Source organism: Arabiibacter massiliensis (assembly GCF_902386925.1).
Lineage (GTDB): Bacteria > Actinomycetota > Coriobacteriia > Coriobacteriales > Eggerthellaceae > Arabiibacter > Arabiibacter massiliensis.
Map to the genome: position 1 here is coordinate 648,930 of NZ_LR698996.1, position 26,021 is coordinate 674,950.

The following is a 26,021-nucleotide window of genomic DNA, read 5'->3' on the forward strand; positions in this document are numbered from 1 at the left end:
ACGAAAAAGGGCGGGACAAGGGAACCGTCCCCTTGTCCCGCCCGCGCCGCGCGTCAACCCCAGGCGCGCTTGGAGGCGTGGCTCACGTAGCCCTCCCCCATCACCACGTCGCGAAACACGTCCGACAGCTCGGTCACGTCCCAGAGGAACCCCTGGCCGGGCTCGCGTTGCGCGCGGGCGACGACCTCGGGGTAGGAGTACCGGTCGATCTTGCCCGACGATTTCAGTCCGAACACCTCGCCCGATATGTAGCCGGCCTCCTCGGTGGACAGGTACGCGAGGATCGGGCCCAGGTTCGCCGGATCGCCGTGGTCGTCCTCGACCACCTTCAGAAGCTCGGGGTCGGGATCCACCCCGGTGGCCGCCTTCACGTTGCGCAGCATCTTGTTGTACTCCACGGCATGCGCGGGCGACTTCCCCTGCGGGCAGTACGCGTTCACGGTAATGCCGAAGCGGAAGAGCTCCTTCGCGGACGCGTAGGTGAGGCCCACGATCCCGGCGTTGCCCGCCGAGTACGCGTCGTTGTCGGGCAGGCCCACCCAGGCGTCGGACGACCCGTTGAAGATGCGGCCGAAGCCCTGCTCGATCATGTGGGGCACGGCGAAGTGCATCATGTTGAACGCGCCCTTCATCTTCGTGACCGTGAGCTTGTCCCACATCGCCTCGTCGAGGTTCACGATGGAGCCCGAACCCATGCCCGCCGCGTTGTTCACGACGATGTCCACGCGCCCCCACGCGTCGAGGGCGGCTTGCACCAGGCGCTCGGCGTCCTCCGGAACCGACACGTCCCCGTAACAGGGCACGGCCTCGCCGCCCTCGGCCTCGATGAGCGCCGCCGTGGCCTCCGCGTCGCCCGCCAGCGCGAGCATCTCGTTGTAGTCCTCCTCGGGCATGGAGTCCTTGTCGTAGCTGCGCACGCTCAGCGAGCCGGGCGCGCGGTTGTTCGTGACCACGCGGGCGCCCTCGCGCGCGAGCCCTACGGCGATGCCGCGCCCGATTCCCTGCCCCGATCCCGTGACGATGGCGACTTTCCCGTCCAACACTCCCATGAGCCTTGTCTCCTCTCGCGTTGCGGCCGCCCTTCGCGGCCCTGGCTTATATGTTGTTCGCGATGCCCCACGCGTCGGTGATGGCATCGTGGATGACCCGCTTGTCGTCGCAGCGCGAGCGCAGCACCGCGTCTCCCACCAGGTAGGCCTCGGGCACGGCCTCGCGCACCTCGCGCCACAGGGCCGGCTGACCGTGGTAGCCGCGGCACATGAGGATGTCGTCGCAGGCCACTTCCTCCTCCTTCTTGGACTTCCCGTCGCGCAGCACGGCGCCGGCGTCCGTCACCTCGACGAACGAGCGGTTCAGCTTGAACGCGAGCCGGCCCTCCTTGCGGAACTCGTCCAAAAGGATGTTCAGGCGCTGCTGCTGGGGCGTGGAGTTGTCGTCGCCGAGCTCCATCGTGCCCATCGTCGCGCCGCGCCGCGAGCTCACGATCACGCGCTTGCCCTTGCGCAGGAGGCTGAGCGCCATCTCCAGGTTCATGAAGCAGCCGCCCACGATGAGCACGGTCTGGCCGAGGGAGTCGGCGTCGGGATTCTCGGCGAAGTCGCGCAGCGAGCGCACCTTGCCCGCATGCGCGTCCGCGCCCTTGCACTTCGCGGGCAGCGCCGGCGCGCCCGTGGCCACGATCACAGCGTCGTAGCCGCCCTCGATCAGGGTGCGCGCGTCGGCCTCGCGCTCGATCACGTTGACGCCCAGCTTGCGCATCTGCACGGCGTAGTAATCGATGAGCCGGCCGATGTCGTGCTTGAGCTCCCGGTCGAACGCGGCCTCGTGCATGGTGCCGCCCAGCTTGCGCTTCTCGTAGAGGTCCACCTCGTGGCCGCGCACGCGCAGAAGGCGCGCCGCCTCCATGCCCGCGGGGCCGCCGCCCGCGATGCCCACGCGCTTGACCCGGCCGACGGGGTTCACGTCGCGGATGCCCGCCATGTTGCAGCGCGGGTTCACCGAGCAGCGCAGGCCCACGGCCGCGTTGAACGTCTCCATGGTGCCTACGCACCCCTTCGTGCAGCGGATGCACGGGACGATGTCCTCGGGCCGGCCCTCGGCTATCTTCACCGCCCACAGCGGGTCGGCGATGATGGGCCGCCCCAGGCCGATGAAGTCGCACGCGCCCTCCGCAAGCGCCCGCTCGGCGAAGTCGGGCGTGGTGAAGCCGCCGTCCAGGATGATGGGCAGCTCGATGCCGGCCTCCTTGAACCCGCGCGCGATCTCGATGAAGTCGCCGCGCTTGTCATACTGGGCGTTGATGCAGCGCACGTTGCGGTAGTCGCCGCCTACGATGTGGAAGCACACGACGCCGGTCTTCTCGAGGATCTTCGCCTGCGCGATGCCCTCCTCCATCGTCAGGCCGTCGGGGCTGTACTCGTCGCCGGCCAGCCGCGCGATGATGGGGAAGCCCTTGCCACACTCCTTCTGCACCTCCTCGACGATCTCGCGGTAGAAACGCACGCGGTTCTCGGGCGAGCCGCCGTACTCGTCGTCGCGGTGGTTGTAGAACGGCGAGCAGAACATGGCGATGAGATGGTTGATGGAGCCGTGGATCTCCACGCCGTCGAACCCGGCCATCTTCGCGCGCCAGGCGGCCTTGGCGAAGTCGCGCTCGCACTGCTTGATCTCGGCCTTCGACATGCCACGGATGGGGAACGGCATGACGCCGCCCATCAGCTCGTTCATGGTGGAGGGGCCCCAGGAGGGGCGGTCGGTGAGCGCGATCTGCTTGCCCATGTGGTTGAGCTGCAGCACCGCCTTCACGCCGCAGTCCTTGATGGCCGATGCCAGGCGCGCCATGCCCGTAATCTGGTCGTCGCGGGTGAGCATCTGGCTGTTCTCCTCGCCCTTGCTGGCCACCTCGTCGATGAAGGTGCACTCGACGACGATGAGGCCCATGCGGCCCTTCGCCTGCTCGGCGTAGAACTTGATCGAGCGGTCGGTGATGTAGCCGTCCTTGTCGGCGTTGAGCGTGCCCATGGGCGCCATGACGATGCGGTTGGGCAGATCCCAACGGCCGATGGACCCCGGCTTCATGAGCATGGGGAATTCGGTGTTCATGGAGTTCTCCTCTGATCGACCTCCTCGACCGCTCATCCGTCCCCCATGGTAGCGGGCTGGGCCCTACTATTCAATTATTTTCCACTATTGCTTCCTTCAATGGAATGTTTTTCCCACCAACGGCCGCTTCAGTAGCTTTCGATCTTGCGTTCGAACTCCTCCATGCGGTCGTAGCGCTCCACGAGCTCGCGGATGTCGTCGAGGAGCCTGCGCTTGTTCGAGAAGCTCAGGTCGTCGAGGACGGCGAAGGGCATCCCCATCACCTTGAGCGCGAAGGCGGGATCCCATTCGAGCGTGTCGTAGAAGGCGTTGAGCTGGCTGACGGCGTGCAGCGGGTCGTGCGCGGACACCTCCCGCAAGCGCTCGCCGATGCGCTCCACGATGCCTACCTCGGCGGCGGCGAGCGGGCGCTGGTGCTCGATGAACTCGTCGGAGGAGAGGAAGTGGCTGTAGCCGATGAGGGAGTGCACGCCCCACCGCTCCATGTAGGCCGCGGCGCAGCGCAGCACCGTGGCCGCGTCGTCGGGCGGGAGCTTCTCCATCACGTCCGGGAAGCGCTTGAGACGGAACAGCGCGTGCACGACGTTGTAGAGCGTGAAGTAGCGCACCGTGGCGCCGCGTTCGCGAATGAGCTGGTCAATGGCGCTTTCCTCGATCTCCACGCGCGCGAGCATGCGGCGCTTGCCGTCGTAGTCCACCACCAGCATCTCGTTGGCGGGAAACGAGTCCGACATCTGGGAGTCGACGTTGGCGTTGAGGAACGCCGCCAGGCCCTCCGTCGTGACGCCCATCTCGGCGAGATTGCGCGCCATGTCGGCGGCCATGCCCTCGGGCACGCGGATCGGCCGCTCCACCACGTCGAAGTGCATGAGCCACACCTGGTCGACCAGCCGCCCGGGCTCCATCGATCCCCGGAGGAGCCGCACCGCGCTCGGCAGCGCCTCCTCGTAGAGGCCCCCGCCGCCGGCAGCGAAGCAGAGCGCGTCGGCCAACGTGCCGCGCTCGACGAACTTGACGGCGCCGCCTTCGAGCTTGGACACGTAGGAGGGGCTCTTGCCCAGGTGCTCGGCCAGCTCCTTGGCGCCCACGCCGTTCTGCGCGCGCAGCGTTTTGATGAGCCTTGCCAGCTCTGGCGTGACGGCGAACTTCATGGGTGCGTCCTTCCAACGTTCAATTATTTTCCATTTTGCCACCCGCGTTCATTGACGCGGGAAAGTATTTGAACTATTGTACCAGCAACGGTGCAGGATAATCCTCGGCAACTCATCCAGTCTCCATCCCCATCCGCCATCCTGCAGCGCACGACAGACTCACCGAGGAGACGCTATGGAAAAGATCACGCACCATCCGCTGCGCGCGGTCGAGGACGCGCTGAAACGCGCGCTCGCGCTCAACGGCTTCACCCCGCACGACGACGGCTCCGCACGCGAGGTCGAGGAGCCCGACTGGTCCTTCAAGCTGCATCGCAAGCCCGACGACATGGACGCCCGGCCCGTCCTCCTGGAGGACGGCGGCTGCGCCCTGCGCTCGGAGCTGCTCGCCGCCCAGCTGGCCTCGCTGAGGGGGCCGCTCCCGCTGCGGGCGTTCTCGGCAGGCAGGGTCTACGACGCCCGCGACCAGCAGCGCCCCGGATGATCCTGCATCGAGGGCGTGTGGGCGGAGGCCGACATCGGGCCGCGCGAGCTCGGGCGCTTCTGGACGGCCGTGGCCGAGGAGGCGTTCGGCGTGGGGGCGCAGGCGGAGCTCGCGCCCCTCTGCGAGGGCGCCTACGAGGTGGGGGCGGTCGCGGACGGCGCCCCGTTCCGGCTCGCTTGCGTCGGGGAGGCGTCGAGCCTGGCACGCGCCCTGCTGGGGATCGAGGACAGCGACGCGCCCACCTGGGCCTTCACCGTGGACGTAGACGCCGTGGCCGTGGCCGCGCACGGCCTTGCGGGGCGCGCGGAGCTCTACGATCCGACGATGACGTTCCTGCGCCGGTTCGAGGACGCCTCCTCCTCCCTCGGCGCGCCGCACCGCCGCCGCGCATGCAACCTGCTGCGCGGGCTCGGATTCGCCGAGTTCCACGGCCTCGACGTCTACGAGGCCGACTGCTATCGAAAGATGAACATGATCCAGGAGAGCTGGGACGCCAACAACCGCGGCGTGCAGCTGGCCGAGCCGCTCGGCGCCTTCTCCGGCCTGCCCACCGTGCTCACCCCGGCGCTCGAGGAGGCGCTCGCCGCCAACTACCGGGCCGGCGAGGAGGCGTGCAGGCTCTTCGAGCTCAGGCGCATCTTCCTGCCCGCCGCAGACGGCGGGCTTCCCATCGAGAAGACGGCGCTTTCCCTCGGCGGCTACGGGCCCGACCTGGGCAAGAAGGAGTGGAAGGCGCTCGTGGACGGCTTCCTCGCCGCGTTCGGCATTTCGAACCGCTTCTACATCCCCACCGACCGGGCCATCGCCTACGACACGGGCGACTGCTGGCTGGTCATGGACGAGCGCATGCGCTACCTCGAAGGCAACTTCGGCTCGATCAGCCCCATCGCCCTCGAGAACCACGGAATCGAGGCGCCGGCGTTCATGGCTCAGTTCGAATTCGAAGCCCTCGAGGCGAAGGCCGACGAGGAGCTCGCCTTCACGCCGCCCGAGAACAGATAGCGTTCGGAGCCGGGGGCCTCGTTCCTAGCGCGAGACCCCCGTCCGTCACCGGCTCTCAGGCTTGATGGGACGCTTCGCGGGGCCTTCGAGCACCTCGCCTTCGGCGTCGAAGCGAGAGCCGTGGCAGGGGCAGTCCCACGAATCCTCCTGGTCGTTGTGCGCCAGGCAGCAGCCCAGGTGCGTGCAGCGCCTCCCCGGCTTCACGATATTCGCGGCCGAGACGCCCAGGTTCGAGAACAGGCTGGGCGAGAGCATGGAGCGCTGCGGCGAGAGGAGGCCCTGCACGTCGCTGCGCCCCCGCACGATGAGGTCGCAGATGGCGCGGGCGGCCACGTAGGAGCCGGTCATCCCCCACTTGCTGAAGCCGGTGGCCACGTAGCGGTTCGGGTGGCTGCGCTGGTGCACGCCGACGTAGGGCATTCCGTCCAGGCTCATGCAGTCCTGCGTGGCCCACGCGTAGCGCTCCGCCGCGCCGGGATAGGCCTCGCCGACGTAGCGGCGCAGCTGGGCGTAGCCCTGGTCGGGGCCGGGGCCTTCGCCCGTGCGGCACCCGCCGCCGCCCACCAGCAGGGCGTCGCCGTAGGTGCGGAACGAGTAGCCGCCGCCGTCGCTCACGAACATGCCGTCCACCGGCTGGGCGCCCTCGAGCGCGAGCACGTAGGAGCGCTCCTGGTGCAGCTTCATGAAGTAGAGGCCGGGTACGTTGACCAGGGGGTAGTGCGTCGCGTACACGATGTAGTCGGCCGTGACCGAGCCCTGGGCCGTGTGCGCCGTGTTTCCCTCGACGTCCGTGACGAACGCGTCCTCGTACACCTCGATCGACGGCATGAGGCCGAAGAGCAGCTTGAGCGGGTTGAACTGCGCCTGGCCCTCCATGCCGAGTGCTCCGTTGTTCTGAACGGGCACGGGCGCATGGTCGAGCACGTGGTGCGGGATGCCCAGGCGCTCGTAGGCGGCGCGTTCGCGCTCGATGCTGGCGGTGGAGCCTTGGGCGTACACGTAGGCGGTCCGCTCCTCGAAGTCGCAGGGGACGCGCTCGGCAAGTGCGCGGTAGCCCTCGACGGCGGCCTGGTTGACCTCGTAGTAGAGACGCGCCCGCTCGGGGCCCTCGCGCTTGACGATGCTGTCGTAGATGAGGCCGTGCTGGGCGGTCACTTTGGCGGTGGTGTTCGCCGTGACGCCGAGGCCCGCGCGCTTGCCCTCGAGCACCGCGCAGCGCGCGCCCGCTTGCGTCAGCATGTGCGCGCACAGCATGCCCGCCATACCGCCGCCGATCACCGCCACGTCGGCGCGCAGGTCGCCGTGGAGCGTGCGCACGGGGCCTTCCGGCCGCTGCGCAGTCGCCTCCCAGATAGATGTCATGGCCAGCCCTTTCGTCCGCAGATGGAAACAGTCGCGGAGAAGGGTATCTCGTCCGATCGGGCGCACCGCTGGCCCACGCGCCGCGTCACCCGCCCCTTGCCGAACGGTTTCGCTTGCGTGAGCCATTGTCGACCGAAACACACGCCACAGCAGCCTCAAGCGTGTGTTTCGGTCGACAATCCTCCGAAACCAGCGGCACCCGGGACGGATCCCAAGTGCCGCGTGCAGGTTGACGTTTTGCGGCTTACGCGGCGAGGCGCTTGGCGATGGCGAGGATGAAGTCACGGGTGGAGAGCGTCGTCGGATTCTCCAGCGTGGTGATGAGCGCGAGGTCGCCCGTCATCTCGCCGGCCTCGATGGTGTCGAGCGTGGCGCGCTCCAGGCGGTCGGCGAACGCCACGAGGTCGTCGAGGCCGTCCAGCTCGCCGCGCTTGCGCAGCGCTCTGGTCCACGCGAAGATGGTGGCCACCGAGTTCGTGGACGTCTCCTCGCCCTTGAGGTGCTTGTAGTAGTGGCGCTGCACGGTGCCGTGCGCGGCCTCGTACTCGTACACGCCAGCCGGCGACACCAGCACCGACGTCATCATGGCGAGCGAGCCGAACGCGCTCGACACCATGTCGCTCATCACGTCGCCGTCGTAGTTCTTGCACGCCCAGATGAAGCCGCCGTCGGCCTTCATCACGCGCGCCACGGCGTCGTCGATGAGCGTATAGAAGTACTCGATGCCGGCGGCCTCGAAGCGCGCGGCGTACTCGGCGTCGTAGATCTCCTGGAAGATGTCCTTGAAGCGGTGGTCGTACTTCTTGGAGATGGTGTCCTTAGTGGCGAACCAGATGTCCTGGCCCAGGTCGAGCGCGTACTCGAAGCAGCTACGCGCGAAGCTCTCGATGGACGCGTCCAGGTTGTGCATGCCCTGCGCGATGCCGGGGCCGTCGAACTCCTGCACGAGCTCGCGCGTCTCGGAGCCGTCGGCGGCGGTGTACACGAGCTCCACCTTGCCCGGGCCGGGGATGCGCAGCTCGGTGTTCTTGTACACGTCGCCGTAGGCGTGGCGGGCGATGGTGATGGGCTTGACCCAGTTGCGCACGCACGGCTCGATGCCCGCCACGGTGATGGGCGTGCGGAACACCGTGCCGTCGAGCAGGGCGCGGATGGTGCCGTTGGGGCTCTTCCACATCTGTTTGAGGTCGTACTCGTCCATGCGCGCGGCGTTCGGCGTGATGGTGGCGCACTTCACAGCCACGCCCAAACGCTTGGTTGCCTCGGCGGAGTCGGCGGTCACCTGGTCGTCGGTGGCGTTGCGGTGCTCCAGGCCCAGGTCGTAGTACTCGGTCTTGAGGTCGACGTGCGGGCAGATCAGCTCGTCCTTGATCATCTGCCAGATGATGCGCGTCATCTCGTCGCCGTCCATCTCCACCAACGGCGTGGTCATCTGAATCTTCGCCATGGTCTGCCTTTCTGCGTCCAAAGAGCCGTCGCTCCCTCGTTTTCCTCTACCCGCCTATGATAGCGTTGAATCCGCCGGTGCGCGCCCGGACGACGCCATAATCCGGCGCATGTCCATGCGGAGGGCCTCCTCGACGCGGGACATCCTGGGGTCGGCGAGGCGCGGCCGCTCGCGCCGGAACCATTCCCAGGAGCTCCGCATGCCCTCGGCGAGCGCTATGCGCGGCTGCGCCAGGCCGAACCGCGCCGCCTTGCCGACGTCCAGCAGGTAGGTCTGGTCGCGGAAGGGGAAGAACTCGCGCGCCTCCATGGCGCCGCAGGCGTCGACGGGCACGATGCGCGGCTCGACGCCGACTGCGGCCGCGGCGGCGCGGACAAGGCCGTCCCAGCCCACCGGCTCAGGATGCGCGCAGTTGAGCACCTCCGCGCCCCACGGCTCGGCGTCGAGGACGCTCAGCAACAGGCGCACGAAGTCGTCGATGTGCAGGAACTGCGTGCGTGCGCCACCGGCGGGCACGGGCACGGCGATCCCCTGTTCGAGGCGGCCGAACAGGTAGGCCTCGCGGTAGAGGTTATTGCCGGGCCCGTAGAGGTAGGCGGGCCGCAGGATGGTGAGCGCGAAGCCGAGCTGCGCCCGTTCGCGGGCAAGCAGGCGCTCGGCCTCGAGCTTCCCCAGGCCGTAGGCGCCCCAGACCTCGTTCTCCCCTATCGGCGCGTCCTCGGCGAGGGGCGCGTCGGAGGGCACGTACACCGCGCCCGAGCTCACGAGCACGTAGCGCGTCCCCTCGCCGAAGCGCAGCATGTCAAGCACGGGCGCCACGTCGGCGGCCGCGTACGCCGACACGTCCACCACCGCGTCGAAGCGCTCGCCCGCAAGTTCGCTCAGGCTCGCCGGGTCGCGCCGGTCGCCGCGGTAATGCCTCATCAGGCCGTCATACTCCACCGGCAGACGTCCGCGCGTGAGGATGGACATGTCGAAGCCGCGCGCGATCAACCCCTCGGCCACCGCCCGTCCGACGAACCGCGTCCCACCCAAAACGAGCACGCGCATGGCGCTCCCCTTCCCTTCGACGTCGAAAATGTCATAAAAGGGGACTGTCCCCTTTCATAAAAGGGGACAGTCCCCTTTTATGCCAAAACTTCGGATAGCCCGACCGGCTCGCCGTCCTCGTATTCCCACCGGTGTAGCGTGGCGACCTCTATCTCGTAGAACGCCTCGTCGGTTTCGACGAATCCGTCCTCGTCGGAAAACGCGCCCTCGAAGCGGGCTGCGTATGCGCTCTGCACCGCTGCGACGGCCGGATCGTCCACGCCGCCGAGCAGCCGGGCACGCCCCGTGAAGTACGAGGCGCCGACGCAGCCCGCCACGCGGGGATTGCCCTCCATCTGCCGCGCCTTCGTCGAGGAGCGCGACGTGCGCACCACGATCCTCCCGTCCATCACCAGCGGGCTGACCGGCCGCGACGTCACCTCGTCGTCCAGGCTCGTCGACAGCACGAGCACCTCGCTTCCCGCAAGCTCTCCGAAAAAGCCCTCCATGCGCACATCCTTTCTCCAAAATGTCCCAAATGGGGACTGTCCCCATTTGGGACACTCACTCTAGGTACGCGCCGGTCTGGCGGCTCCACAAATTCGCGTAGGGGCCGCCGGCCTCGATGAGCTGGGCATGCGGGCCGTCCTCCACCACGCGCCCGCCATCGAGCACGACGATGCGGTCGAGCGCGGCCACGGTGGACAGGCGGTGTGCCACCACGATGGCGGTGCGCCCGCGCATGAGGGTTGCGAGCGCGTCCTGCACCAGCTGCTCGCTCTCGGAGTCGAGCGCGCTCGTGGCCTCGTCGAGCACAAGCACCGGGCAGTCGGCCAGAAGCGCCCGCGCGATGGCGATGCGCTGCCGCTGCCCGCCCGAGAGCTTCACGCCGCGCTCGCCCGTGACGGTGTCGAAGCCCTGCGGCAGCCGCTCGATGAACTCGAGCGCGTTCGCCTGCCGCGCTGCCTCCCTGATCTGCTCCATCGTGGCGTCGGGCCGCCCGTAGGCGATGTTCTCCGCGATAGAGCGGTGGAACAAGAGCGCCTCCTGCGGCACGTAGGCGATCTGGCGGCGCAGCGACTGCTGCGTGGTCTGGGACACGTCCTGCCCGTCCACGAGGATGCGCCCCTCCTGGATGTCGGACAACCGCAGCAGAAGCTTCGTGAGCGTGGTCTTCCCCGCCCCGCTCGCGCCCACGAGGCCCACGCGCTGGCCTGCGGGGATGTGCAGGTCCAGATGGTCGAACACCCTCGTGCGCGCGTCGCCGTCGGTGTACCAGAAGCCGATGTCCTCGAAGTCGATGGCGCCCTCGCGCACCTCGAGGGGCAGCGCGTCCGGCTTGTCGTCCACGAGGCGCGGCTCGTCGAGGATGACGGTCATGCCGCTCGCGTCGCCGAACGCGCGGTTGAAGCGCTGCAGGCCGTTGTTGATGAAGTTGAACTGGTTCGTCACCGTGTAGGTGTAGGTGAACATCACCACGAGCGTGCCCGGCGTGATGCCGTACCACGCGTTGCCGCCCGCGATGAACACGGCCACCACGCTCATGATGGCGATGGTGATGCACGCCGTCACGATGCCGCGCGTGAGCGACGCCCACATGCGCTTGGAGTCGCGCGCCACCACCTCGCGGTTGGCCTGGTCGAAGAGGCTGCGCTCGTAGTCCTCGCGCCCGTAGGTCTTCACGGCCAGGATGTTCGCCACCGAGTCGGACAGCTCGCCCGAGAGCTGGTTCTGGGCGCTCGCCGCCTGCTCGTTCAGGTGCAGGATGCGCTTGTACATGTAGTAGGACACGCCCGCGTACACCGCCAGCAGCACCATGAGGATGGCCACGTACACCGGCACCCGCGGCGCCAGGATGGCGCACGTGAACACCACCGAGCAGACAACCGGCAGAAACGGGAACGTGATGGTCTCCAGCAGCAGCTGGTAGGCGCTCATGAACTTGGTGGTCTGGCTCACGAGCGTGCCGCCGAAGCGGTTGGAGTGGAACGACATCGACTGGTTGGCCAGCGCGTCGAACGACATGGTGGCCAGGTCGTAGGACGCGGCGATCTGCAGGCGGTACATGGCGTAGTCCTGCACCTTGCTGGCCGCCTGGCCGGCCACGTTGATGCCGATGAGCGCCGCGATGTACGGTCCGAACACGGCAAAAACCTGATCCGGCGGCACCGAGCCCGCGCTCACGCGATCCACCACCAGGCTCATGACGTAGGGGTTGCCGTAGGACAAGAGCGCCACGAACAGGAACGTCGCCGTCATGAGCGCGGCGAACAGCCCGAGGTGCCTGCGCGTGACCAGCCAGAAGTAGTGCAGCGTGCGCCTGGTCGTCGACGGAGCGCCAGAATGTGCCATGGAGGAAGCCTTTCTCTTCGATCCCCTCGATTATGCCACAACCGGGCCGCGCAGACGCGTTACGCATTCCGGCTTCACAGGCCCACCGACGCCGATACGCCGATACGCGAATTGTTGCAAATGATCGGGCACGGCCTTGAGAAGGCATTCGAATCGTGGTATAAACGTATCGGAGGTTCGAAAGGACTTCTACCAAGTCGCCGGGGGCTATCCTCCGGCATCTTTGTTGATTGGGGCCTTTTGAAAGAGCTGAGCATTTTCGTCGATGAGTCAGGAGGCAGGAGGGCATATCGAAATACTGCCTCATCACGCTCGTCTTCCACAGCCAAGATGACGATTTGGAAGAGCAAGTTCGAGCATATGCGCGCTCCTTGCATGCGAAAGGGCTCCCAGACGTGCCCTTCCACGCCTCGCCTCTCATGTATGGAAAAGGCGATTATCGCGACATGACATTGGCCAAGCGAAAACGGCTTTTCGCCGCTTTCTTCGTTTTCATGAGATCCCTTCCGATACAGTACAAATCCTTTATCTATCGCAGGAGCGAAATCGTCGACACTCCGGCTTTCGTCGCGCGGCTGCGGCGCGACCTCGTTGTCTTCCTCGCAGACAATCTGCCCTTCTTCCAATCGTTCGACAAGGTGAAGATCTATTACGATAACGGGCAGCACATGGTCACCGAGGCGCTTCATCGGGCTATCGACTATGAGCTTTCCAAAGAAGCTATTCTGTATCGAAAGGCACGGCCCGAGGACTACCGGCTTTTTCAAGTGGCAGATTTTCTCTGCACGATAGAACTGACCGCCGCCAAGTTCGCGAACAACGAACCGACGAACTCAGCGTTAAGATGTTCGGATCGGTGCAGACGTTCAAGAAGAACTTCCTCAAGCAAGTTCGACGAAAGGCGGTGGATCGAATCTATTAGCCTAGGACTCAATCCGTCTTCTCGGGCGCTTCCCGCCTCGTTACGAGGAAGCGAGGGCCGTGTAGCACCGGGGCGCGCGGAGGTTCGCCGGAACGCGCGGTTTTCCGGCCGCGCACAGAAAAAGGGCCCGGAACGCTCACGTCCCGGGCCCTTCGCGCGCTCTCGCCGCCGTTTCCGCTACTTCCCCTCCGACTTCGTCGGAGCATCCTCGAGCACGTCCTCCGAGGCCTCCTTCTGCTCCGCGTTGAACCGCTCGGCGCTGCGCTTCTCGGCGGCCGTGGCCTTGCGGTGCACGGTGGGCTCGTTGAGCACCACCTGCGGGAACGGGATGCTGATGTCGTACTTGTCGAACAAAAGCTTCATCTCGCGGTTCAGGTCGCGCTCGAGCTGCGGACGGTCGCCCTCGTCGCACTGCACCACGATGCGGATGGTCACGCTGTTGTCGCCCAGCTCCACGACGCCCTTGTAGAACGGGCCGTCGATGGCCTTCGGCAGACGCTCGCGGATGCTCGGCAGCTCCTTGGCCAGGATGTTCTCCACGCGCTCGAGCGACTCGCCGTACTCGATGCCCACATCGCAGGAGGCATAGGACACCTCCTTGGTCATGTTGACCACGTTGCTGATGTCGCTGTTGCGGATGACCTTGACGTTGCGCGAGCCGTCCTCCACCTTCGTGGTGCGCACGCCGATCTCCACCACGGTGCCGCGCCAGTCGCCCACCTTGATGGTGTCGCCCACGCGGAACTCGCCCTCGAAGATGATGAAGAGCCCGCTCAAGATGTCGCTCACCAGCTCCTTCGCGCCGAAGCTGATGGCGATGGACAGGATGCCGGCCGAGGCCAGAAGCGTCGTGGTGTCCACGCCCACCAGCATGAGGCAGTAGTACACCATGCCGATGATGGTGGCGTACTTCACGAAGCTGCCCAGAAGGCGGCACACGGTCTCGCCGCGCGCGCCGAGCACGGTGGCCAGCAGGTTCAGCAGCTTCTGCACGAGCGTGACCACGGTCAGGGCCACGCACACGAACATGATGCACGCCGTGAGGGCGAACACGTTCAGGCCGCGCTCCCATCCGCCGCCCAGGATGTAGGAGAAGATGGAGCCCGAGCCGAAGAGGCGGTCCTGGAACACCACGGCCAGGAACACCGCGAGCACCGAAACGCCCACGAGCCAGCGCACGACGGTGGCCGTCTTCTGCTCCGCCGTCTTCTCGCTCCACTTGAACGACCGGGAGATCCAGCGGCTGGCGGCGGACTCGGTCTTGGCCTTGCGGCCGCTCGGCATCTTCACGTCGAACATGCGGCTGTCATCGTCGCCGTCGTCCTCGGCGGCCCTGGCCGCCACGCGGGCGCGGCCCGGCTCGAACGCCAGCAGCAAAAACACCACCACGAGGCAGACGAGCGCCACGCCCCCCGTCGTCACGGTCAGCGGCACGCGCTCGGCCATGAGCTCGCCCTCGGTGCCGGCGATGTAGAGGTAGTAGTTGTCCGTCTCGGCCGACGAGGCGTAGTAACGCTCCCCGTCGATATCGAGGTAGTCGCAGTACCCGTCCTTGAGCTGGGCGTCCGTCATGCCGTGCTCGAGCACGCTCTTGCCGACGAGCCGCTGGTCGGGGTAGTAGGCGAACGTCTTGTCCGCCTTGCCCACCGCGAAGGCGAAGCCGCCGGAGCCCGCCTTCACGCCGTCGAGCACGCTGTCGATCTGCACCGTCTCCAGCAGGTTCTCCAGGCGCGTGGGGCGCACGCCGATCTGCACGAGGCCGCTCGCGTTGCCCTCGGCGTCGTGCAGCGGCAGGCCGATGTACTGGCGCAGCTGGCCCGATATCTCATCGGGGCGGGGCTCCTGCACCACCGATTCGGCGCCCTGGAGCAGGCGGTTGAACTCGTAGGACTGGTCCTCGGGGTTCTGGCTCAGCCGGAAGTTCGTGTACGAGGAGTTCGTGGCCGTCAGGTTGCCGTCCGCGTCGAAGGCGAACAGGTACTGCACCTGCAGCACGTCGGCGAGGCCCTGCAGGTCGGCCTTGTTCTTGAGCGCGGGGTTCTGGTCGAGGATGTAGCCCCCCACCCGGCACTTGCTCAGGTAGCGCTCGCTGTACTGGTCGGTGAGGTCGTCCATGCGCGCCTGGGCGCGCTCGATGGTCTCCACCGTCTCGCGGGCGCGCTCGTTGTTCGCCACCGACTCGGACGAGAGCGCGAACAGCGTCTGCATGTAGAACGACACGCCCAGGATGGCCAGAAAGCCCACGAACGACAGCACGGCGGCCTTCCTGCCGATCGCCTTATTGTAGCGCAGCGGTCCGAGCGAGCGGTAGTTGTCGGGGTCGAGGCCCTCGCGCTCGTTCTCGCGCATGACGAAGATGCCGTACATGATGACCACGCACATGACCGCGAAGAAGATGAACAGGATGACGCCCACCGTGATGTTGCGGGCGGAGGCCATGTCGCTCTCGGGCAGCGCGGCCAGGTAGTACGTGCCGTCGATCTCGGTGACGCCGCAGTACAGGGGCTCGCCGTCGAGCTCCATCCAGCCGTAGGCGCCGTCCTCCAGGTCGGTCGGGTCGAGGCCCGCGTCGAGGGCGTCGGCGCCCACGAGGCGCTCGTCGGGGTGGTACGAGATCAGGTAGTCCTTCGCGGACACGGCGAACACGTAGCCGTGCTGGCCGATGGCGACGCTCTCGAGCACGCTTTCCACGGAGCCGGTTTCCTGGACGAGCTGGCGCAGCTCCTCGGGGTTCTGCTCGACCACCGCCATGGTGCCGTCGTCGATGCGCGCGGCGTAGTAGCGCATGAGCCAGTCCTGCTCGGGCAGCTCCACCTCCACGGCCTGAGAGGGCTCGTCGTCGTCGAACACGGTGCGCAGCTGGTTGAAGCGCGACGACGAGAAGTCGGCCAGCGTCTCCTGGGCCTGCGCCGCGATCGCGCCGTCGCGGCCTACGATCAGGACGTTGTCCACGCCCAGAAGGTCGCGTAGCTCCGCCATCTTCGCATCGGTCGCCTCGTAGCCGGCGTTGTTCTTCGCCATGAAGGCCACGCTCGCGGCCTTGGAGCGGTAGATGTCGTCGAACGTCGCGGTGTTCTGCTCGGCGTTGTCGTTCGCCACCCGCAGAAGGTCGTCGAGCTCCTCGGACTTCTGCCGCATCTCCTGCGTGTACCCCTCAAGCGACAGCTCGCTTTGCATCGAGGACAGAAGCACGCCCATGACCGCCATGCTGGCCGCCGCGACGGCGACGAGGATGACGATCTTCGCCTTCAGTTTGCTAGACATGCGCGCCTCCCCTTAGTCCCATTTGTCCGTCAGCCGGGCGATGGTGCCGTCGTCGAGCATCCCCTGGACGGCCTCTGCCGTCCGCGGGCTCAGCTCGGAGCCCTTCTGGGTGGCAACCCCGTACTCCTGCGTCGCGATGGCGAAGTCGAGCACGTGGCGGTCGGCGCTCAGGTAGGTCTGCGCGATGCTGCCGTCCATGCACGCGGCGTCGATCGAGCCCGCCTCGAGCGCCTGGCTGAGCAACTCGTAGGAGTCCATCTGCACCAGGTGGTACGTGTCGAAGAGCACGTCGGAGTTGTCCTCGTTGGCCGAGGCCACCTCGCCGGACGAGAAGCCGGCCTCGGCCATCCGCGCGGCCAGCTGGGGCGCCGTGTTCGAGCCGGCCATCGTGCCGAACGTCAGGCCGACGAGGTCCTCCACGCTGTCGATGAGCGAGCTGTCCTCCACCATGATGATGGAGTCGTCCGTGTAGTACGCAGGGGAGAAGTCGAAGTTCTTCTCGCGGGACTCGGCGATGGAATAGCACGCGACGAGGCAGTCGACCTCGCCGTTGGCCAGCATGTCCTTGCGGTTCTCGGGCAGCACGCTCACGAACTCGACGTCGGCGTAGCCCATGCGCGCGGCCATCTCGCGGGCGATGTCGATCTCCAGGCCGTAGTGCTTGCCCGTCTCCTCGTTCAGGTAGCCGAAGCCCACCACGTCGCTGCGAACGCCCACGCGCAGCGTGCCCTCGCCGGACGGGGAGGCATCCCCGCCGCCGCCCGGGCCGGAGCAGCCGGCGAAACCCACCAGCAGGCACGAAAGGAGCAGCGCGGCTGCGAGCAGCCGAGCGAGCCCGCCTCTTCTCGCCTTCCCCATCTTCCCCATACGTCAATCCTCCCATCGACTGCATGCAAACGGCCGCACGAAACCGTCGGCCGTTATCGCTCGAAAAGAGCAGTATGGCAAAAAGGATACGGAACGGCAGCCACATCGCAACGGTTCAAATAATTGTTGAAGCTTCGGGAGTGCGCTGAGGGGCCCCTCACCCCTCGGCGAGGTCCTCGGCGAAGCCGACGCGCAGGCTCTTGAACACGGCCTCGCCCTCCTCCTGCGTGGCGTCGAGGTCCACCTCGGCGACGATGGCGAAGTCGTGGTCGCCCTCCGGGTCGCTGAATATCTGGCGCACGCGCCACACGTGGGCGGCCTGCTCGTCGGACTCGTCGATGACGAGGTAGGCTGACGAGCGCGCATCCGCGTCCACGAGCACGGCCTCGTGCGCCTCGTAGTACGCGTCGAGCGCCCGCTGCCAGCGCGGCTCGCCGCAGCCCCATTCCTGGTCGAGCTTCCCCAGCTCGTCGGCGCGCCCCTGCGAGGCCAGCCGCACGCGCAGGAAGAGCGCGTTGCGCACGAGCACCGTGAGCCCGCGGCGGTCGGCCACCACGGCCTCGCCCGCCATGGGCGGCGGCGCGTCCACGGCAGAGCCCGCGCTCTCCCACTCGTCCACCAGGCTCGAGTCCACCGAGCGCACCACGAAGCCGAGCCACGCGATGGCGTCGTCGAGCCACTCGTTGCGCTTGTCCGCCGGAACCGTGCGGTCGAGCACCCGGAAGGCGTCGGACAGGTAGCGCAGGAGCGTGCCCTCCGAGCGTGCGATGCCGTAGCGCTGCACGTAGCCCTTGAAGTCCGAGGCGCTCTCCAGCATGTCGCGCAGCACCGACTTCGGGGCCAGCTCGAAGTCGCGTGCCCACGGCACCTCGGCGCAGTAGCGCTCGAACGCGGCTTCCAGCACGTCCTCAAGCGGACGCGGATAGGTGATCTCGGCCAGGCGCTCCAGGCGCTCGTCGTAGTCCACGCCGTCGGCCTTCATCTCGGACATCGCCTTGTCGCGCGCGGCCCGCTCCTGGGCGCGCAGCACCTGGCGCGGGTCCTCGAGCGTAGCCTCGGCCATCGACACCACGTCGAGCGCGTAAGTGTCGCTCTCCGGGTCCAGGAGCTCGAGCGCCGCCAGCAGGAACGGCGAGAGCGGCTGGTCGAGCGCGAAGTCCTCGGGCAGGTCGACGGTGCACGCGTACTCCGCCTGGCCGTCCTCCCCCTCCAGGCGCTCCACCACGTCCGCGTCGATGAGCGTCTGGAAGATCTCGTCGGCGCGCTGGGCGAGCGCGGCCTTCTCCTCGTCGGTCTGCGCGGAGTCGTCGATGAGCCTGCGCACGCGGGCGTAGGCGTCGCCGCCCTGCACCACCTCGGAGAGCACCATGGAGTGCGTGATCTTCATGCGCGGCTTGAGCGTCTCGGGCACGGCCTCGATCAGGCGTTCGAAGGTCTGCTTGTTCCAGGTGACGAAGCCCTCGGGCGGCTGGCGCTTCTTGATCTTGCGCAGCTTCTTGGGGTCGTCGCCCGCCTTGGCCACGAGGCGCGCGTTCTCGATGTCGTGCTCGGGCGCGAGGGCCACCACCATGCCCTCGGTGTCGAAGCCGGAGCGTCCCGCGCGGCCCACGATCTGGTGGAACTCGCGGGCGCGCAGCCGGCGCATCTTGCGGCCGTCGAACTTGGTGAGCGCCGTGAGCACCACCGTGTGGATGGGCACGTTGATGCCCACGCCGAGCGTGTCCGTGCCGCAGATCACCGGCAGAAGGCCCTGCTGGGCGAGCTTCTCCACCAGCAGGCGGTAGCGCGGCAGCATCCCCGCGTGGTGCACGCCCACGCCGCTGGCCAGCAGGCGCTTCAAGGTCTTGCCGAACGCCGTGGTGAAGCGCGTGCCCTTGACGGCCTCCTTGATGGCCTCGCGCTGCTCCTTCGTGGCCACGCCGTAGCTCGAGAGCGCCTGCGCGGTGGCGAGCGCCGCGTCCTGCGAGAAGTGCACGAGATAGAGCGGCGCCTCGCCCTCGCGCAGGGCGAGCTCCACCGTGCCCTCGAGCGGCATCTCCACGTACTCGTAAGACAGCGGCACCGGGCGGGGCGCGTCGGCGATGACGTCCACGTCCGTGCCCGTGCGCGCCTTGAGCGATCGGGCGATGGCGGAGGTGTCGCCGAGCGTGGCGCTCATCAGCAGGAACTGAGCCTTCGGCAGCGTGAGCAGCGGCACCTGCCATGCCCAGCCGCGGTCGTAGTCGCCGAAGTAGTGGAACTCGTCCATAGCCACGCAGCCCACGTCGGCGCCCTCGCCCTCGCGCAGCGCCTGGTTGGCCAGGATCTCGGCCGTGCAGCAGATGACCGGCGCGCCGGCGTTGATGTGCGCGTCGCCGGTGATCATGCCTACGTTCTCGCGCCCGAGCACCTCCACGAGGTCGAAGAACTTCTCGCTCACGAGCGCCTTGATGGGGGCCGTGTAGTACGCGCGCCGGCCGGTGGCGAGCGCCATGAAGTGCATGCCCAGCGCCACGAGCGACTTGCCCGAGCCCGTGGGCGTGCCGAGGATCACATGGTCGCCCATCATGAGGGCCATGAGCGCGTCCTCCTGATGGGGCCAGAGCTCGATGCCGCGCTCCACCGTCCAGGCGAGGAAGCGGTCGAGCGCCTCGTCGGGCTCGAGCCACGGCTCGGGCGCGGGCTCGCCCTCCTCGGGCTCCCACCACGAGGGCGCGAGCCGCCCGAGCGAGCCGTGCGAGAAGGCCTCGCCACGGGCGGCCTCCGCCGCCTCGTCCATCATCTGTTCTGCCATAAGGAGGCCTCCGGAATGCTTCGATCGTTTCGTCGAATGCCCATTCTACCCGGACTGGCCGCCGCACTCCGCACGCGGCGGCAAAAGAACATGCGCGCCACTCGCGCGAGGCGGGCGGCGCGCACTCGCGAGCCTACCGCGTTTCACGAAAAAGGCCCCCCGAGTCACATTTTTGCCGCTCTGAAGCTTTTCCCGCGATGCCGAACACTTTTTTCGCGCTCAGACGAGCACCCGGAGAGCATTTGCCCTGGTCGCTTCGTGCGCCCCCTCCCGATCAAGGCGCGCCGAGCTTCAGAGCGGCAAAAATGTGACTTCGAACCCTGATTTTTCGCGATGCTCCCCTGCGCCCTGCACTCTGCGTTGAGCTGCGGTGCCTCGCCGGCGCGTCCATCGCATGCTGCTATAATCGGGCCCGAGAGAGAATCCGGGTGTCCCCGCGCGCCCGTCACGAGGAAGAAGGCCGCCCATGAGCTTCGCGCTGACCCCCTACAGCCCGCCCGACTTCGACCGCGAACCGCTCGCGTCCGCGCCCGACGCCGTGCTGGCCCCCGCGCCGAAGGACGGCGTGGCGCCCGAGGGCTACCACGCTATGAGCGTGTACCCCGAGTACTTCAAGATCGGCGGCGCCTGGCTGCTCGCCGAGGACAGCCGCATGGACTGCGTGCCCGTCTTCGAGGACGGCCGCATCTTCGTGCGCGAGTTCCGCCATCTCAAGCAGGGCGACCTCGTGGCGTGCGGGCGCACGGAGTCGGGCGCCTACGGCATCTACGTGCACACCGGCGGGTTCGACCGCCGCGCCGACGGCCAGGGCGAGCTCGACGACGCCGGCCGACGCGCCGACAACTTCGCCTTCCGGCTGGGCCGCTCGCGCGAGACGGCGTTCTCCCGCGAGTACGACGAGCTCTACGAGCTGCTGCGCCACGAGCGCGACTACGGCTACATCGTGTGGGTGATGGGCCCCGCGTTCACGTTCAACGGCTTCTCGCGCACCGCGTTCGCCAAGATCGTCGACGCCGGGTACGCCGACGCGGTGTTCGCCGGCAATGCCATGGCCACCCACGATCTGGAGGGCGCGTACTTCCACACGGCGCTCGGCCAGGACATCGAGACGCAGGAGAACATGCCGCTCGGGCACTACAACCACCTGGACACCATCAACCGCGTGCGCCTGCACGGCTCCATCGGGCGCTTCATCGAGGAGGAGGGGGTCACCGGCGGCATCATGCACGCGCTGGAGAAGAACCAGGTGCCCTACGTGCTGGCCGGCTCCATCCGCGACGACGGGCCCCTGCCCAGCGTGCACGCCAACGTCTACGAGGCGCAGGACGCCATGCGCGCCCACCTGCGCAAGGCGACGACCGTGGTGTGCATGGCCACGATGCTGCACTCCATCGCCACCGGCAACATGACGCCGTCGTACCGCGTGCTGAGTGACGGCACGATCCGGCAGGTGTACTTCTATTGCGTGGACATCGCCGAGTTCGCGGTGAACAAGCTCACCGACCGCGGCTCCATCGCCTCGCGCGGCATCGTCACCAACGTCCAGGACTTCATCGCCAACGTGGCGAAGGGGCTCGGGCTGTAAGAGAGGGCATCGAGGCGAGGAGGGGCTGATGGGCGAACAGGAGACGGCGAGCTGCGCGCAGGCGAAGGCCGCGGCCCTGCGCGTTTTGCTCGCGCCCGGGCTCTCCGGCAAGGTGTTCCTGGAAGGCGGGCTCGTACCGTGGGTGCTCGGCGGCGGGGATTCCGGCCGCGAGCACGGGGATGTCGACTTCTCAGTGCGCCTCACAGACATGCCGGCCATACGCGTGTGGCTCGAGGCCGAGGGGATCTACGACCCGGACCTCGACTCCCGGCTCCTCGCCTGCAACGCCGCGGCCGAGGACTTCGGCGTGCACGCGCGCGTGGACGGCGTGCTCGCGAGCTTCGCGCCCTTCTTCGCGCGCGGCGGGGCGCTCGTGCAGCGCAATGCCCAGCACCGCGCGTTCGCCGGCTACGAGGCACTGCTCGAGGCGACGATCGAGGGGATCGCCGAGGAGGATTTCGTGGAGATGCGCGAGCTGCCGGACGGCACGAGCATCGGCGTCTCCACCGCGGAGGCCTGCCGCGCGGCGAAGGTGGCGAGCGCCCGCGAAAAGGATCTCGCCGACGTGGCCGCGCTCGACCGCCTCGGCTGGGACGAAGCGCGCATGGAGCGCGTGATGAAAGCCTTCGCCACCATGCAGGTGGCCTGCCCCGCCTACGGGGAGTGACGGACGGCGATCTCCTTACACAATCCCTAAGACGATCCCATCCTTCAACTCCCCCAGAACCGCGACGTCGTCGGCACACACGCACGCGCAGAGCCGGGCGGCGGGCACGTAGAGGCTCGTCTCGGGCAGCGCCTCCTCAACCCGGTCGGCGAAAGAAGCGGCGAAGGGGGCGAGGTGATCGCGCAGGAACCTGACCTGGTGATCAGCCAGCTCGGCGGCGCGGCCTTCGCACCCGTCTTGGCACGCCTCCAGGAGCCGATCGGCCATCCTCTTCATGAAGGACAGCTCGGTCGCCAGGTGGTCGTCGGGCTCGTGGGGATACCCCGTCGCTTCGAGCCCCTCCCTCCGGTAGGCGTGCCGCACCTCGAGCGTGCTCTTCTGGAACAGGAGGGGCTCGCCGCAGGAGTAGACCGACTCGTGCAACGGCACGCGGGTCTTGCCGGGCACCACGAAGGCGCGCGCGAAATCGTCCTCGTACGACGACGGCGAACCGGTGAGCCGCCCCGCCAGCTCCGCCTGCGCGTGCGCCGCAGCGCCTTCGCACCCCGCTAGGACGCGGCAGGCCTCCTCGGCGACCCCGCTTCTCATCACGGAAAAAAGCTCTTCATCGGGAGCGCTCGCGAACACCCTGTGCAGGTAGGCGTAGAGGAAGGCCCTTGCGTGCAGCAAGTCCTCCCGCTGTGTCATAGCCCGATCCATCTCTCATCCCTCCTCTGCTGGACGGCATCCGGCGCGCGAAGGCCTCGCCGCCGGATGCCGTCACGGACGCGTCTTTTAGAGCATGGCCAGGACGAAGTCCTTCTCGAAAGCGGCCTCGCAGGCACCGACGGCGATCGAGGGCTTCGTCTGGGACGGATCGGGAAGCGCGGCGATCGAGTCGACCGCGTCGGGATGCGCCGCCCTCAGCGCCTCGATGTCGCCGAACTCAAGCGCCCGCATGGGGCAGGAGGCGACGCAGGCGGGTTGCTCGCCGGCGGCTCGCAGGTCGATGCAGGCGTCGCAGCGGCGGATGACCTTCCGCTCGGCCTCGAGCTGGGGATGTCCGTACGGACAGGCTTTCGCGCACATCCCGCAGCCGATGCACTTCTCCTCATCGTGCTGCACGGTGCCGTCTTCCTCGTCGAGATACGTCGCGCCTTGCGGGCAGACCTGCACGCACGCCGGCGTCTCGCAGTGGTTGCACGCGCCGGAGTAGTGGTACACCGCGGCGGCGGGGTACGCCCCCGTCTCGTAGTCCTCAACCGTTCGAAGGTTGACGCCGAGCGGCGCGTCATTCTTGTCCTTGCACGCTATCTGGCAGGTCTTGCATCCGATGCACGCCTGCATGTCGAAGTAGAATCCTTGTCTCATCGTTTCGTCCTCCTAGTTCTGGGCGGCGGGGATGCGCGGAGCGACGTCGGCATCGGCGGGAAGGTCCTCCGCGTACTTCTCGATGTTGCAGATGCAGCTGTTCCATCCGGACGTGCCCTGCCCGGTTTGGATCTGGCCCGTGAGGTAGTTGTCCGAGCCCGCCTTGTCCACCCCGGTCTCCTCGTCCACGTCCACCCACGCGCCATGGGGGACGCCCACGACGCCGGGCATGAAGCGGTTGGTGACGCAGGCTTTGCGCAGGCTCTTCCCATGGGGGCTCGTTATGAGCACCGTGTCGCCGGCGGCTATCCCCTTGTCGGCGGCGTCCTGGGCGTTCAGGAACACGGGGTTCTCCCACGCCTCGCGCAGCCATCCGACGTTGTCGAACACGGTATGCGACCGACGCAGGTAGTGGGGGTTGAACGCCTGGAAGGGGTAGTCGCCCTTGATCCCCGCCTCGAAATCGCTGAACGTGGCCTCGACGCCCTCCCGAGAGGGAATGTAGGTGGGGATGGCCTCGATGGGCTGGCTGAAGCCGAAGCAGTTGATCTGCTCCTTGAGCCTCTTGGAGTAGATCTCCATCTTGCCGCTCTCGGTGTCGAGGGGGTTGGCCTCGGGGTCCTCAACAAAGGCCTGGTAGGCGATGTAGCCGTATCCATCCCCGGACGTGCGCTTGACCTGGTACGATCCTTGCTCGATGAACTCGTTGATCGAGACGACGCCCTCCTGCGGCGCGCCCTCGCACTCCCAGTCGGACACGTCCTGCTCCGTGATGGTGAGGAAGGGCTTGCTCTTGCCCGCCTCGTCGAGGATCGTCGCGCCCAGGAGCTGGTTGAACAGCGCCTGCTTACCGCTGATCGGGTAGATCTCCGAGCAGTCGACGCCCAGCTTGTCGCCGAGCAGCTTGGCGATCTCCGCATCCGGCTTGCACTCGAACAAGGGCTCGACGACCTTCGACCAGTACAGCACCATCTCCCTGCCCGTGCCGAGGCTCGAGAAGCCGCCTTCCACCTCCCACATCGAAGTGATGGGAAGGACGATGTCGGAGTACTTGGCGTTCGTCGTGAGGAACATCGCATGCGACACGACGAACTCGACCTTGCGATGCGCCTCGATGCCCTGCGCCTGCCCGTCGGAAGTCTGGAGGCTCGCGCTCATCGCGTCGTGGTAGATCATCTTGATGTCGAGGTCGCGGACCTCTCCGGGCACCTTCTTCATCATGGTGCCGCCGTAGGTGTACTTCCCCTCGAGGATGGCCTTCCACAGCTCCGTGCGGTTGACGCCCTCGGTCGCCGCGAGCGGATTCGCCACGCTGCCCTGCCCGGAGTCACCCGGCTTGATGATGCCCGGCCCGCCGTTCATCGCATGCATGTGCGACGAGATCCCGCACATATGGCCGGGCTTGCCGTAGTGGCCGCCCATCGCCCCGATGGTCATGACCAGCTGCGGAAGCGTGTCGTTGTTATGGGTGCGCGCCGAGCCCCAGGTGAGGAGGATCGCCACGGCGTTGTCCTTGCCGCAGAGCTCTGCGAGGCGGCGGATCTGCTCGGGAGCCGCGCCGCAGAATCTCGACGCCCACTCGGGGGTCTTCGGAGTGCCGTCGTAGGTTCCCAGGACGTAGTCCTTGAAGTTGCCGGCCGGATCCTCCCCCTCGGGCATGTGGTCGGCGTCGAAGCCGATGGTGCAGCGGTCGAGGAAGTCCCAGTCGATGAGGTGCTTCTCGTCGTCCATCTCCAGCATCGCGTAGGCGACGCCGAGCAGAAGCGGCGTGTTCGTCGAAGGCCTCACGGGAATCCACTCGGCGCCCATCATGCTGTACGTGTCGTTGTAGAAGGGGTCGACGGCCACCATCTTCATGCCGTCTTTCCTCATGTGGTTGAGGTAGTTGCAGGGATTGCCGGGGGCGGACCACGCGGGGTTCATGCCGAACGTCACGATCACGTCGGTGTTGTCGGCTATGTCGATGCGGTCGTTGATGCCCAAAGCCGGCCATCCGCGGTCGATTCCCACGATGCTCGAAGTCTGCGCCCACGAACCGTACGAGCCCGTCCCCCATTCGGGCATGTAGCCTCCGAGCAGGGAGAGGACCTTCGACGCCTCGCCGCCGTAGGCGAGGATGGAGCGGTTGCCGTGCGCGTCGATGATGCGGCGCACCTCGTCGGCGATGTAGGCGATGGCCTCGTCCCAGGAGATGCGCTCCCACTCGTCCCGGCCGCGCATCTGGCCGTTGGAGCTCTCGCCGCCGCCGGGCTGCCATCCCTTGCGCTTCATCGGGTACTTGAGGCGGTCCTCGGCGAACACCTGCTTTCGCTGGGAGCGGCCGCGCAGGCAGCCACGGTACTGCGGGCGCTCGATGCTGTCCTCATGCGTGTCGTCGGTCTTCTGGCGGACGATGACGCCGTCCTCGACGAGCACCTTGTTGACGCAGCGGCCCCCGCAGTTGTGCCAGCAGGCGGCCGGAACCCACTCGCCTGCGGGCTGTTCCGCTACCGGCTCCGCCTCCCCCACCTGGTTCGCGCATCCGGCGAGCGCTCCCGTCGCGGCGAGCGCCGCCGTCGCGGCCGATGCGGCCTTCACGAAGCTCCGGCGGCTCAACTCGGTCAGGTGTCGGCCCGTTTTGGTAGGATGTTCCATATTCCTCTCCTCCCTTGGTCATGGCGGGAA

Annotated in this window: 18 protein-coding genes; 4 read left to right on the forward strand and 14 right to left on the reverse strand. The window is 67.3% G+C overall.

Annotated features, from left to right (window positions below; all coding sequences use genetic code 11):
* Window positions 1–53 precede the first annotated feature (53 nt).
* The 3 genes from FX134_RS02815 to FX134_RS02825 all read right to left on the reverse strand — a co-directional run bounded on the left by FX134_RS02815 (window position 54) and on the right by FX134_RS02825 (window position 4,253).
* Window positions 54–1,049, reverse strand: coding sequence for an SDR family NAD(P)-dependent oxidoreductase (locus tag FX134_RS02815; RefSeq protein WP_172623352.1), 996 nt, complete (start codon window positions 1,047–1,049; stop codon window positions 54–56).
* 46 nt (window positions 1,050–1,095) lie between these two features.
* Window positions 1,096–3,102 (reverse strand): oxidoreductase, encoded by a 2,007-nt coding sequence (locus FX134_RS02820; RefSeq protein WP_172623353.1) that lies wholly within the window; start codon window positions 3,100–3,102, stop codon window positions 1,096–1,098.
* A gap of 128 nt (window positions 3,103–3,230) precedes the next feature.
* The gene (locus FX134_RS02825) at window positions 3,231–4,253 is read right to left on the reverse strand and encodes a helix-turn-helix domain-containing protein (RefSeq protein ID WP_080797446.1); all 1,023 of its coding nucleotides are present in this window, start codon (window positions 4,251–4,253) and stop codon (window positions 3,231–3,233) included.
* A gap of 175 nt (window positions 4,254–4,428) precedes the next feature.
* Between FX134_RS02825 and FX134_RS02830 the strand changes: the two genes are divergently transcribed.
* Together FX134_RS02830 and FX134_RS02835 are read left to right on the forward strand one after the other, a co-directional pair.
* Window positions 4,429–4,737 (forward strand): hypothetical protein, encoded by a 309-nt coding sequence (locus FX134_RS02830; RefSeq protein ID WP_080797447.1) that lies wholly within the window; start codon window positions 4,429–4,431, stop codon window positions 4,735–4,737.
* A 15-nt stretch (window positions 4,738–4,752) separates the two neighbouring features.
* A complete protein-coding gene (locus FX134_RS02835; RefSeq protein ID WP_080797448.1) occupies window positions 4,753–5,739 on the forward strand; it encodes a hypothetical protein in 987 nt (328 codons plus the stop codon).
* A gap of 45 nt (window positions 5,740–5,784) precedes the next feature.
* Here FX134_RS02835 and FX134_RS02840 read toward each other — a convergent pair whose 3' ends face one another.
* The 8 genes from FX134_RS02840 to FX134_RS02880 all read right to left on the reverse strand — a co-directional run bounded on the left by FX134_RS02840 (window position 5,785) and on the right by FX134_RS02880 (window position 19,755).
* Window positions 5,785–7,101 carry an FAD-dependent oxidoreductase gene (locus FX134_RS02840; RefSeq protein ID WP_080797449.1) on the reverse strand — a complete coding sequence of 439 codons (1,317 nt, stop codon included), beginning with the start codon at window positions 7,099–7,101 and terminating at the stop codon, window positions 5,785–5,787.
* 244 nt (window positions 7,102–7,345) lie between these two features.
* The gene (locus FX134_RS02845) at window positions 7,346–8,548 is read right to left on the reverse strand and encodes an NADP-dependent isocitrate dehydrogenase (protein WP_080797450.1); all 1,203 of its coding nucleotides are present in this window, start codon (window positions 8,546–8,548) and stop codon (window positions 7,346–7,348) included.
* Window positions 8,549–8,602: 54 nt separating this feature from the next.
* Window positions 8,603–9,598, reverse strand: a complete 996-nt coding sequence (locus FX134_RS02850) for an NAD-dependent epimerase/dehydratase family protein (protein WP_080797451.1) — start codon at window positions 9,596–9,598, stop codon at window positions 8,603–8,605.
* 77 nt (window positions 9,599–9,675) lie between these two features.
* Complete coding sequence (locus tag FX134_RS02855; protein WP_080797452.1) at window positions 9,676–10,086, reverse strand: pyridoxamine 5'-phosphate oxidase family protein; 411 nt, start codon at window positions 10,084–10,086, stop codon at window positions 9,676–9,678.
* A gap of 55 nt (window positions 10,087–10,141) precedes the next feature.
* Complete coding sequence (locus FX134_RS02860) at window positions 10,142–11,929, reverse strand: ABC transporter ATP-binding protein (RefSeq protein WP_080797453.1); 1,788 nt, start codon at window positions 11,927–11,929, stop codon at window positions 10,142–10,144.
* Window positions 11,930–13,028: 1,099 nt separating this feature from the next.
* Complete coding sequence (locus FX134_RS02870; protein WP_080797454.1) at window positions 13,029–16,115, reverse strand: mechanosensitive ion channel domain-containing protein; 3,087 nt, start codon at window positions 16,113–16,115, stop codon at window positions 13,029–13,031.
* Window positions 16,116–16,127: 12 nt separating this feature from the next.
* Window positions 16,128–16,982, reverse strand: coding sequence for a transporter substrate-binding domain-containing protein (locus tag FX134_RS02875; protein WP_232050823.1), 855 nt, complete (start codon window positions 16,980–16,982; stop codon window positions 16,128–16,130).
* Between the two features lie 157 nt (window positions 16,983–17,139).
* The gene (locus FX134_RS02880) at window positions 17,140–19,755 is read right to left on the reverse strand and encodes a DEAD/DEAH box helicase (RefSeq protein WP_080797455.1); all 2,616 of its coding nucleotides are present in this window, start codon (window positions 19,753–19,755) and stop codon (window positions 17,140–17,142) included.
* A gap of 466 nt (window positions 19,756–20,221) precedes the next feature.
* Between FX134_RS02880 and FX134_RS02885 the strand changes: the two genes are divergently transcribed.
* A complete protein-coding gene (locus FX134_RS02885) occupies window positions 20,222–21,340 on the forward strand; it encodes a putative NPN-dependent ornithine cyclodeaminase (protein ID WP_080797456.1) in 1,119 nt (372 codons plus the stop codon).
* A 28-nt stretch (window positions 21,341–21,368) separates the two neighbouring features.
* Complete coding sequence (locus FX134_RS02890) at window positions 21,369–22,007, forward strand: hypothetical protein (protein ID WP_080797457.1); 639 nt, start codon at window positions 21,369–21,371, stop codon at window positions 22,005–22,007.
* 15 nt (window positions 22,008–22,022) lie between these two features.
* Here the strand turns inward: FX134_RS02890 and FX134_RS02895 are convergent, their stop codons facing one another.
* The 3 genes from FX134_RS02895 to FX134_RS02905 all read right to left on the reverse strand — a co-directional run bounded on the left by FX134_RS02895 (window position 22,023) and on the right by FX134_RS02905 (window position 25,991).
* On the reverse strand, window positions 22,023–22,694 hold the full coding sequence (locus tag FX134_RS02895; protein ID WP_143412116.1) for a TorD/DmsD family molecular chaperone: 672 nt from the start codon (window positions 22,692–22,694) through the stop codon (window positions 22,023–22,025).
* Window positions 22,695–22,781: 87 nt separating this feature from the next.
* A complete protein-coding gene (locus FX134_RS02900; protein WP_080797459.1) occupies window positions 22,782–23,357 on the reverse strand; it encodes a 4Fe-4S dicluster domain-containing protein in 576 nt (191 codons plus the stop codon).
* A 12-nt stretch (window positions 23,358–23,369) separates the two neighbouring features.
* On the reverse strand, window positions 23,370–25,991 hold the full coding sequence (locus FX134_RS02905) for a molybdopterin-dependent oxidoreductase (protein ID WP_080797460.1): 2,622 nt from the start codon (window positions 25,989–25,991) through the stop codon (window positions 23,370–23,372).
* Window positions 25,992–26,021 lie beyond the last annotated feature (30 nt).

Excerpts from the sequence above, each read along its gene's own strand:
- FX134_RS02815 (WP_172623352.1), bottom strand. The coding sequence starts at position 1,049 with ATGGGAGTGTTGGACGGGAAAGTCGCCATCGTCACGGGATCGGGGCAG.
- FX134_RS02820 (WP_172623353.1), bottom strand. The coding sequence starts at position 3,102 with ATGAACACCGAATTCCCCATGCTCATGAAGCCGGGGTCCATCGGCCGT.
- FX134_RS02825 (WP_080797446.1), bottom strand. The coding sequence starts at position 4,253 with ATGAAGTTCGCCGTCACGCCAGAGCTGGCAAGGCTCATCAAAACGCTG.
- FX134_RS02830 (WP_080797447.1), top strand. The coding sequence starts at position 4,429 with ATGGAAAAGATCACGCACCATCCGCTGCGCGCGGTCGAGGACGCGCTG.
- FX134_RS02840 (WP_080797449.1), bottom strand. The coding sequence starts at position 7,101 with ATGACATCTATCTGGGAGGCGACTGCGCAGCGGCCGGAAGGCCCCGTG.
- FX134_RS02845 (WP_080797450.1), bottom strand. The coding sequence starts at position 8,548 with ATGGCGAAGATTCAGATGACCACGCCGTTGGTGGAGATGGACGGCGAC.
- FX134_RS02850 (WP_080797451.1), bottom strand. The coding sequence starts at position 9,598 with ATGCGCGTGCTCGTTTTGGGTGGGACGCGGTTCGTCGGACGGGCGGTG.
- FX134_RS02855 (WP_080797452.1), bottom strand. The coding sequence starts at position 10,086 with ATGGAGGGCTTTTTCGGAGAGCTTGCGGGAAGCGAGGTGCTCGTGCTG.
- FX134_RS02860 (WP_080797453.1), bottom strand. The coding sequence starts at position 11,929 with ATGGCACATTCTGGCGCTCCGTCGACGACCAGGCGCACGCTGCACTAC.
- FX134_RS02870 (WP_080797454.1), bottom strand. The coding sequence starts at position 16,115 with ATGTCTAGCAAACTGAAGGCGAAGATCGTCATCCTCGTCGCCGTCGCG.
- FX134_RS02875 (WP_232050823.1), bottom strand. The coding sequence starts at position 16,982 with ATGGGGAAGATGGGGAAGGCGAGAAGAGGCGGGCTCGCTCGGCTGCTC.
- FX134_RS02880 (WP_080797455.1), bottom strand. The coding sequence starts at position 19,755 with ATGGCAGAACAGATGATGGACGAGGCGGCGGAGGCCGCCCGTGGCGAG.
- FX134_RS02885 (WP_080797456.1), top strand. The coding sequence starts at position 20,222 with ATGAGCTTCGCGCTGACCCCCTACAGCCCGCCCGACTTCGACCGCGAA.
- FX134_RS02890 (WP_080797457.1), top strand. The coding sequence starts at position 21,369 with ATGGGCGAACAGGAGACGGCGAGCTGCGCGCAGGCGAAGGCCGCGGCC.
- FX134_RS02895 (WP_143412116.1), bottom strand. The coding sequence starts at position 22,694 with ATGACACAGCGGGAGGACTTGCTGCACGCAAGGGCCTTCCTCTACGCC.
- FX134_RS02900 (WP_080797459.1), bottom strand. The coding sequence starts at position 23,357 with ATGAGACAAGGATTCTACTTCGACATGCAGGCGTGCATCGGATGCAAG.
- FX134_RS02905 (WP_080797460.1), bottom strand. The coding sequence starts at position 25,991 with ATGGAACATCCTACCAAAACGGGCCGACACCTGACCGAGTTGAGCCGC.